This window comes from Mycobacterium talmoniae (assembly GCF_001854525.1).
Lineage (GTDB): Bacteria > Actinomycetota > Actinomycetes > Mycobacteriales > Mycobacteriaceae > Mycobacterium > Mycobacterium talmoniae.
Window position 1 is genome coordinate 1 of sequence record NZ_MLQM01000317.1, and the last position, 2,035, is coordinate 2,035.

The window sequence follows — 2,035 nt, forward strand, 5'->3', positions numbered from 1 at the left end:
GGGTCACCGGGGGCCGGGATCACCGGCAGCGGGAACCGGGCCCACAGCGCGGACAGTTGCGCGGCGGAGATGGTGATCAGCAGGGCCGCGGCCAGCAGCCCGCAGCCCAGGCTGAGATACGACAGGTGCCACAGGGTGGCGGCCCCGGCGGCCAGCAGCACCCCGGCGCCGACCACCATGGTGGCGGTGAAGAACGCGACGGCGCGGTCGTCCTCGCGGTCCGGCAGGATCATGCTGACCAGCGCCCACGCGGTCACACCGGCGGCGCCCAGCATCACGTTGGCGGGCCCGAAATCGCCGGGCACCACCAGGGTCAGGGCGGCGGCGACCGGGGCCAACGCCGCGATCGACAGCGCCACCGCGGTGCGCGGGGACCGGGCGCGGCTGACCAGGCTGGCGAGCACGGCCAGCACCGCGAGCGCGGCGACCGCGACCAGCCCGATCGGGCCGCCGCTGACCACCCGGTGGGTGACCGCCAGCCCGGTCCCGGCCAGCAGGCAGCCGATCACCGCGGCCAGCGCGCCGCGCTGGATGTGTGCGGTGCCCCACGGCTTGAGCCGGGAGGCCGAGAAGATGACGGCGGCGTCGGCGATGTCTTCGACGATGCCGGGGGCGGCCGGGCCGACCGGGACCGGCCGCAGCGCCAACAGGTCGCCGTCGACCACGCCGACGGTGTCCAGGCTGGCATCCAGGCTGAACGGCGCGCCGCCGATCGGGCCGAGGCTCAGCCGGGCGGCACCGACCGGGTCGGCGCCGGGCTCGGCCTCGTCGGTGTCGGGGGCGACCAAACGCTGTACCGCGGGCAGGATTTCGCGGAGCGGCAGCTCCGCGGGCAGCGCGATTTCGCTCAGCCGGCTTTCCGCGAGTATGGCGACGCGGACGATGGGCATGACGGCGCCGGACATCACCGGGGCTTCAGACATGAGTGCTCTCTTCTTTTTCTGCTAGGACCGCTGGGTGGTGAAATCTCGGGCCAGCCGTTGGCCGGGGAACCAGTGGCCGCCCGGCAGGTCGGCGGTCAACTGGTCGATCGCGGTGGCGATCGCGAACTCGGTGCCGGGGCTGAAGGTGGAGACCCACTCGCCGTCGAAGGCCCGCGACGGGCTGACCAGGATCCGGCCCGCCGTGGTGTCGACGATGCTCATCCCGACTTCGGTGGTGGTGTGCTGACCGTCGTGGTCGCAGCCCGCGACAACCTCGACGTAGCTGCGCGGGCCGGTGAACACCGATTCCACCACTGCCCGCGCCGAGGATGGGATGCCCAGGTATTCCAGAACGTCGGCCAGCGGGGCACCCGCGCGTAGCCGTTCGTCGGCTCGGACCCCGACCCGGGCCGGCAGGGTGAACTCGCTGAAGTGGGCGGGCGCCCGGTGGGCCAGGCCCGCCGCGAGCACCGGGACCAGCGCGCGCGGGTCGTCGATCTCCATCGCGGTGAACGTGACCAGTTGCGCGTTGCGCAGCGCCACCACGGTGTTGCGGCCGCGCCGCGCCACGATGCCGCGCAGCAGATCGTTGGACTCCCCGGACGCGCCGGGTCCCACGTAGCGCAGGTCTAGCCAGCGCTCCGGGAAGCACACCACCCGGATCCAGTCGGCCACGGCCGAGTTGACGACGCCCTCCGGCGACATCACGCCCATCCGGGTCAGCTCGGCGGTCTGCTGTTCGACGAACGCCGGCCGCTGCGCGGTGTCGGTGTAGGGCATGGTGATCGCCAGCACCCACGGAAACATCCCGGCCCCAATGGTTTCCGCGATGAACCAGGCCTGCTCGACGGTCAGTTCCGCGGCGTTAGGTTCACGCCCCATCGGGACGCTCCCCGGCGGCGGTGCCGAGATCGACGCCAGCGCGAGGGTCTGTCGACTTACCCCGCGCCAGCGTCGATCTCGATGAACTACAGGTCACGGCATTAGCCCCATTTGGCGGCTTCGGCGTTATCCCGAGCAAGCATGGCCAACGTGTTGGACTCATGGGTGCCCGCCATCGCCGCATACGCGCGCACCAACTCCTCCATCGCCTGATTCCACTGCGCCTGCCA

Annotated in this window: 2 protein-coding genes and 1 pseudogene; all 3 read right to left on the bottom strand. The window is 71.9% G+C overall.

What is annotated here, in order from left to right; all coding sequences use genetic code 11:
- A partial coding sequence (eccD, locus tag BKN37_RS26965) for a type VII secretion integral membrane protein EccD (protein ID WP_071030350.1) occupies positions 1-905 on the bottom strand: 905 nt, incomplete at its 3' end.
- Positions 906-944: 39 nt separating this feature from the next.
- Complete coding sequence (locus BKN37_RS26970) at positions 945-1,805, bottom strand: ESX secretion-associated protein EspG (RefSeq protein WP_071030348.1); 861 nt, start codon at positions 1,803-1,805, stop codon at positions 945-947.
- A 101-nt stretch (positions 1,806-1,906) separates the two neighbouring features.
- A pseudogene (locus tag BKN37_RS26975) lies at positions 1,907-2,035 on the bottom strand (WXG100 family type VII secretion target); the annotation flags it as partial.

Coding starts and splice junctions, on each gene's coding strand:
- BKN37_RS26970 (WP_071030348.1), bottom strand. CDS start 1,805: ATGGGGCGTGAACCTAACGCCGCGGAACTGACCGTCGAGCAGGCCTGG.